The organism is Paenibacillus sp. P22 (assembly GCF_000469945.2).
GTDB lineage: Bacteria > Bacillota > Bacilli > Paenibacillales > Paenibacillaceae > Paenibacillus_O > Paenibacillus_O humicus.
Genome location: NZ_CBRA020000049.1, coordinates 41,087 through 47,784, shown reverse-complemented (window position 1 = coordinate 47,784; position 6,698 = coordinate 41,087). Strand labels below are relative to the sequence as shown.

5 protein-coding genes are annotated in these 6,698 nt (G+C 60.4%); all 5 read right to left on the bottom strand.

Annotation, left to right across the window (positions count from 1 at the left end):
* Nucleotides 1-26: 26 nt before the first annotated feature.
* Genes BN871_RS08920 through BN871_RS08900 form a run of 5 tightly spaced genes read right to left on the bottom strand, consistent with a single transcriptional unit; the run spans nt 27 to nt 6,695 of the window.
* Nucleotides 27-1,115 (bottom strand): carbohydrate ABC transporter permease, encoded by a 1,089-nt coding sequence (locus BN871_RS08920; RefSeq protein WP_083436336.1) that lies wholly within the window; start codon nt 1,113-1,115, stop codon nt 27-29.
* A gap of 13 nt (nt 1,116-1,128) precedes the next feature.
* Nucleotides 1,129-2,040, bottom strand: a complete 912-nt coding sequence (locus BN871_RS08915; protein ID WP_048745454.1) for a carbohydrate ABC transporter permease — start codon at nt 2,038-2,040, stop codon at nt 1,129-1,131.
* The gene (locus BN871_RS08910; protein WP_048745452.1) at nt 2,037-4,622 is read right to left on the bottom strand and encodes a DUF5696 domain-containing protein; all 2,586 of its coding nucleotides are present in this window, start codon (nt 4,620-4,622) and stop codon (nt 2,037-2,039) included. Before BN871_RS08910 ends, BN871_RS08915 begins: the two co-directional genes overlap by 4 nt.
* 14 nt (nt 4,623-4,636) lie before the next feature.
* Nucleotides 4,637-5,257 carry a Yip1 family protein gene (locus BN871_RS08905; RefSeq protein ID WP_048745451.1) on the bottom strand — a complete coding sequence of 207 codons (621 nt, stop codon included), beginning with the start codon at nt 5,255-5,257 and terminating at the stop codon, nt 4,637-4,639.
* Nucleotides 5,238-6,695, bottom strand: coding sequence for a gluconolactonase (locus BN871_RS08900; RefSeq protein ID WP_048745449.1), 1,458 nt, complete (start codon nt 6,693-6,695; stop codon nt 5,238-5,240). The genes BN871_RS08905 and BN871_RS08900 overlap by 20 nt, the downstream gene beginning before the upstream one ends.
* Nucleotides 6,696-6,698: the final 3 nt, after the last annotated feature.

Here is a 6,698-nt window from a genome sequence, read left to right as displayed (position 1 = left end):
TCGGGCGTTGCGTTTTGTTGACCATGCTAGCGTCCAATTCCAGGCCGCTTCCACCGGCTTCGTCTCCTYSYMGGTCWRMKRATCGATCCAATGATGCCTGAGCGCTCGATGCTTTCCACAAAGTAGCGCTGCACGGCCAGATACAGCAGGATGAGCGGCGCGATAGCCAGCAGAATGCCCGTGTCGACGATCATGGCGACATGGTTCGGATCCGATTTGATGCCGGAGTTGGACGCATAGCCCATCAGCTGAGGTATGAGCTGATTGGCCTGTGCCGGCAGCGAAGCCACCTTCAGCGGCATCAGCGCGCTTTCGCTCATGAAGAGGGACGTATAGAGCGTGTCGTTGTACTGCCAGACAAACGAGAACAAGATGACCGTAATGAGCGGGGAGATCGCATTTGGCAGCATGATGCCCGTAAACGTGCGGATTCCGCCCGCGCCGTCGATCAGGGCCGCTTCCTCGATTTCCTTGGGCATGCCTTTGAAAAATTGACGGAAAATGTAGATGAACAGTCCCGCCTTCAGTCCCATAGCCGTCGCCGCCGTAATGATGGATGGCCAGTACGTATTAAGCAGATTGACGCCGGGGCGGCCGCTCATGCGCTCATAGAGGCCGAACAGGTCGAAGCTCCGGAAATGCAGGTACATCGGCACCATCAATGTGCTTGTCGGCACCAGAATGGTCAGGATGACGAGCGCGAACAGCAGATTGCTGCCCGGAAACGAGAAGCGGGCGAAGCCGTAGCCGGCCAGCGCGCAGGCTGCCGTCGTCAGCGCTGTCGTCACAGCGACGAACAGCAGCGTGTTGGCCAGCAGCGGGCCGTAGTCCATGATCTGCATCGCCATCCGGATATTGTCCAGCGTGTAATGCTTCGGAACGACAAAGATCGTCGGATCGTACAGATCGATTTTGTCCTTGAAGGCGACGGAAATCTTGAGCAGGATCGGATAAAGAATGATGAACGAAATGCCGACGACAAGCGCGTACCTGAAAACCGCGTATAAGATGTCGGCTGCCTTGCCGCCTGCTTTCTTGAGCCGGATAGAGCGCTCCTCGCCTGACCGCAGCTTGCCGATGCCGGAAGGAATCGAACGGGACGGATCGACTGCCATGCCCCTGCACCCCCTATGAGTTCATTAATTGTAGTGAATGCGGCGCGACAGCACCCCAGCCGATGACGATCAGCAGGATGCCCACGACGAGCGTGTACAGCCAGGCCATTGCCGAGCTGAGGCCGAAGTTCTGCGTCTTGAATGCAGTCTCGTAGATGATTTTGGTCACGGGGCTGCCGGCAAAGGAATCAATGATCGTATAGATCACGTTCGTCAGAATCAGCGGGCTGACCATCGGGAACGTAATCTTCCAGAAGGACTCGTAGGCGGTGGCTCCTTCGATCCTGGCTACCTCATACATGGAGCCCGGCACCGACTGCAGCGCGGCGAGGAAGATCAGAATCTGCACGCCGGAGCTGCTGATGATATCATAGATCCGCAAAATCGCTTCCACGATATAATCGGTGAATGCGGCCGGAATGCCGACATCCGAAAGCATGCGCACCATGGACAAAATATTGTAGGATACCCCCGCTCCGCTCGAGGCCTCGATGGCGTTCGCGTCTCCCATCAGGTTGATGAGTCCGGCGGACTCCGCCGCGGCTACCGCGCTTGATGCCAGGATGACAGGCAAGAAGAAGACCGACCGGGCAAGAGCCCGTCCGCGGAACTTCTGGTTCAGCAGCGTCGCCGTGAACAGGCTGAAGAACAGGATCATCGGCACGTTGAGAGCCATCTGGGCGATGGAATCCACCAGCACCCGGTTGAAGCTCGCGTGGACGAACAGCGACTCCTTGAAGTTGGCCCAGCCGACCGGTTCAAGTCCATAGCCGCCCGGCGCGATGCTCAGCTTGCTGAAGCTGAAGCGCAAGGACTGGATCAACGGCGCCGCGAACAGAAGCAGGAAGCCGATCAGCCAAGGCGAGATGAAGGCAAGACCAAGCAGCGTCCGGCGCGTGCGGAAAGACATTCCGACCGTCTTCATGTCGCCGTCCCTCCCGTCGCGTAGCTTTCCGGCTCTATCGACACGCCGTTCACCTCGGCGGATTGCTTCGTGTAATTGACGGCAACCCAAGCCCCGTTCTCATAGCTGACCAGAACGAGCCCTTCCTGGATGATTTCATGACTGCTCATTCTCACTCCTCGGAGAGGACCGAGAACTTTGTCCGCCTCTCTGTACAGTTCCGCCGCATCAGCCAGCCAAGCCTCGTATCCGGTTGAGTAAAGCTGCTCGAAGTCGGTCGACTTGAGCTCCGAGGAGGGCAGCCAGCTCCATTCGAAGCGCGGAGCCGCTCCGAGCTCGAGGCTTTTCAGGAGCTGCAGCCGCAGATCGGAGTCGCCGGAGCGGTTCATCGGCTCGCCCGCGTAATCGGCGTAGCCGTGAAGCACCATTTGATAGAAGGGGATGGCTTCATCCGTCAGCGTAAAGCCGCTGGAGCCGGACGGAACGCCGATCAGCCGGCTGCTGAATGGAAGCGCGTATGCATTCGGAGACTGGATCAGCAGCTGATGATAAGCCATTTTCAGCTTGCCGAGCTGCTCCTTGGCGATGGCTTTGGCCGTCTCGCGGAACACGGGCCGGCTGTCCCTGTAGTCGGCTGCCAGCTCGCCGCCAAGATCGCGCAGCGACAGCGATCCGAGCCCTAGCTTGCCGTAATCGGAGCTGAACTCGCCGACATAATAAGGAAGCTTGGCCGGGGACAGCAGGTAATAGGCCGGCTTCATGCTGTCCATGCGGCTCAGCGCCGGATTGTACGGATTCAGCTTCGCCTGCTCCTTGGTGACGAATCTGGCCGCATCGGAGGTCGGGGTGAAGCCCCGGTCATTGTTGTAAATCGTCTGGAAAGCGACATCAGGGAACAGCATGCCTCCGCCGTCATCGAGCTGTGCCGCCAGCGACTTCAACCCGGCAGCGCTGCCCGCCTCGGAGTCGATCTTGACCGAAGAAGGCGAATGATGGCTGATGCCGCCGCCGAACCAGCCGAGGTAGCGCATCTGCACGGCCTGGACGCCGTTGTCCCGCAGCAAGCTGCCGATCTTGCCGGCTTGCTTGAAGGTCGTGAGCGCCACCGTCTCGCGGTAAGGGACGCCGGCCAGCGACGCCCGCTTGTCTACCGTTCCGATCACGTCCAGGAAAAATGGAAGAGGCCCGTCGGCATCCAGCCGCCTCAGCGCGCCCCGCTCCTCCAGCTGCCGCCGGTATAGACGGGCCATGCCGGAATAGCTGGCTTCCGCTCCGCCGAGGAAGCTGTAGCGGATCTCGACGTCTCCCCGGTACCGCTCCTCGGTGAGCAGCTGTATCTCCTGCATCTTCTGGCCGGTGTACATCTCCAGCTCATCCTCGCCGCGAATCGCGAAGCTGCCGTACACATGGTTGTAGCTGCTCTGCTTGCCGCCGATGTCGGCGGCGATGCTTGCAATCGCATCGCCCTTCTCGATGACGGCGAACCAGCCCCCGTCTCCGCTCTTCATGCCGAAAACAGGCAGCTTGGCATCCTCGCTCACCTGCCCGCGGGTCCGGCTGTTGTCGTTGCGGTCGGAGCCGTATACCCGCTGGACATACTGCTCCTGGGTTATTTTTCCATTGTTCAGGTTGATCAGGCTGCCCGAGCCGTCGGGAACGAGCATGTATCCTTCCGCCTTGCCGTCCGCCGCCCCGAAGTAGGACAGCAGATCGAGGCTGCGGAGCCGGAAAGGTCCGCTTTCCTGCAGCTGGCCGAGCGGCACGGTGACGAGCAGGCTGCCGCGGTCGAGCCGGTATTCCACCGGAATCGTGAAGCTCGGCTTGTCGCTGCCCCCCGCCTCCCCGATTCCGTTCTCGGCATTATCCGCCGCGAGATCGTCGGCGGTATACCCCGCCTTCTCGAAGGCATCGACCATTTTGTCGAGGACGAGCTTCTTGGAAATCTGGCCGTCAAGCCGCTCCAGCACGTCCGGGTTCGACTTGGAAGCATAATAGCGCGCCGATACGTACTTGGCGAGCGCAGGCTCCAGCCTGGAGACGACCTTCTCCTCCAGCCGCTTCTTGGAGATGAGCCTGGGGAGAGCGTTGATGCCGAGAGAAGTGTCTCCGATCGTATACTCGATGCGGATGCCGCCTTCGATTGAAGCCGCCTTGAACTGGCCGCCGCTGATGCTGCGGGCAAAGTTGGTATAGATTTGGTTCGTGCCGACCGAATCGCGGAACTGGACGCTCAGCTGCGAGGCGAGCGATTCCTTCTCGTAGCCGGAGGCCAGGCCGTCCTGCTCGCGCTGCGGCGGGTTGCTGTACCAGAGCCGGCCGCTGCCGTCCCGGACGGCGATTTCTGTCGTCTTCTCGTTGTAGTACAAGGACATGCCGCCGTCCTTGGCGACCAGACCCATTCCTTCCACAGTATCCGCATCCCCGTCCAGATACGCCAGCGTGCCCGCCTCGGCCGTCGCAGAGGCGGCTGCACGGGACGGCTCCGCATAAGCGGACAAGTCCGCAGCCGGGACTCCCCGGCTGCCGAGCAGCAGCGCCGCCAGGGCGATGGCTGCAACGCCTGTGCAGGCAAGCGCCGTGCAGGTTTTTTGCCGTTTGTTCACGGCTGCCGCCTCCTTTACGTGCGATAGATAAGCTCACGGTACATATTGACGAAAAAGTCGGCCAGCTGCTGCAGCATGCTGAGTACGAGCGCGCCGAGAAAGACGATGATTCCCATGACGACGACCGACAGGGCCATGGTCGCCACGGTTTTGACGACCGAGTACTGATGGACCGTCATATTTCCGATGAACAGCAGCAGCAGGAACCAGGCGACGGCAATGGAGTTGAAGAGGTAATAAAAGGACGTCTCTTCCTGAACCATGAACCGGCTTGCGGCAATCATGGGCAGGTAGATGAGGAAGATCGGAACGAGCGAGTAGCCGCTCGCCAGGATGATCTCCTTGAACTTGCCCTCCCCTTCCATCAGCGTCGTGACGGCCCAGTTGGCGACGCACCAGAGGAAGAAAGGAGCGACGACGGCAAGGATGTCCATCAGGCTGTTCATATACCTCGGATCGAAATTGTTGACCAGAAAACCAGCGTACTGCTTCTGCAGCACCATCGCCAGCGCCGTCAGCGCCAGCGCCGAGAAAGCGACGCCAAGCCGTCCCCTGTTGTCGGCTTTGAGATCCCAGAAGGCGTCGAACGGATGGAAGATCAGATGCAGCGGGAATTTAATGTAGGTTTGCTTCACGATCCCGTCCTCTCCTTCCTCTCCAGGTTGCCGCGAGCTTCAGCGCTGCCAGCAGCGCCGCGGCGGATGCGGCTGCCGTAAGCACGGTGCCGAAATGCTCCTTCATCATTTCCCTTCGGTAGCGCTTGTACGCCACCGAATAGCTCTTTTTGTCCGAGCCCAGCTTGAAATAGTCCAGAGCCGCCTTGTTGTTCTTTTCCATCAGATAAGCCTTGCCGATCCCGATGTAGGCGAGGTCGAAGTTCGAGTTGAGCTGCAGCACCTTGCGCCACAAGCCCAGCGCCTCGGCATCCTCCCCCCGGTAATGGAGCGCCGCGGCTTCGTTGATCGCCGCCCCGTAGAAAGTCGGCTTGTAGACGACCAGACTCGCTCTGCCCCGGTCGAGCACGAGGCGGTCGCCTCCCAGCTTCTCGACCGCCACCGGCGTCTTCAGCGTGCCGAGCTGATTGCCCTTGCCGCCGAACACGTACAGCAGATGGCCTTCGTCGTCATAGGTGAACACCCGGTTCTGGGTCGCATCCAGCGCGCTGTACATGCCGTCGCCGATGAATTTGATGTCGATCATTTTGGAAGGTCCGACGGAGGTCCGATAGATCAGGTCGCCTCTTACGTCGTTGTAGCCGAAGCGCTTCAGCACATCCTCGCCGGACGGATTCAGCCGCTTGATCGGAACCGTAGAGTTCGGATCGATATTGGTGGCATACAGGAAGCCCTTGTAATCGGCATCCGCATTGGAGAACTCGGTCGGCACGAACAGCACGCCCTGAGCCCGCTGGGCATCCGTGGAGAACAGCCGCCAGATGTACTCGCGGTAATCCCGCCTGACCTTGTTCGTACCGATATAGCCGATGAAGCGGCCCTGCTCGTCGAACTGCATCAAGCCCTCGAATACGCCTTGGGCGACCGTATAGATGCGGCCCGCGCGGTCGGCCGTCACTTTGAGCGGGAGAAACTGGAAGCCCGAGGCCAGAATATCCGACTGCGGGTTGTCGACGATCCGCTGCAGCCGCCCCTCTGCGTTCAGGACGACGATCCGCTTGCCTGCCGTATCCGCGACATAGACGAGTCCTTCCCCGTCGACGTATATTCCGGACGGCCCCTGGAAGCCGTCCTTTGTCCCGTTGTTGTCGAAGCTCTCCAGCACACGCCTGAGCCGGTACTCCCTATCCAGCACGACGATGCGCTTGTTGCCGCTGTCAAGGATGTATACCTCTCCGGCCGGAGAGACGGCGGCATCGGACGGCTCGGCGAAGCTGCCGATGCCCAAATCGCCGCCCGTGACGGCCTTGTCCGGCAAGTACGCATCCGGCGCTGGCACCGCATCGCCCCAATAGTTGTACAGATAGCTCTCATACGGGGCGCCTGCGGCGGCGGGCAGCGCTCCGCCCAGCAGCAGCGCGGCGCCAAGGAGCAGAAGCAAGCTTTTTTTGACGGCCATGTC

What these genes read in the sequence shown, in the direction of transcription:
- BN871_RS08900 (WP_048745449.1), bottom strand. Translation starts at nt 6,695, where the DNA reads ATGGCCGTCAAAAAAAGCTTGCTTCTGCTCCTTGGCGCCGCGCTGCTG.
- BN871_RS08915 (WP_048745454.1), bottom strand. Translation starts at nt 2,040, where the DNA reads ATGAAGACGGTCGGAATGTCTTTCCGCACGCGCCGGACGCTGCTTGGT.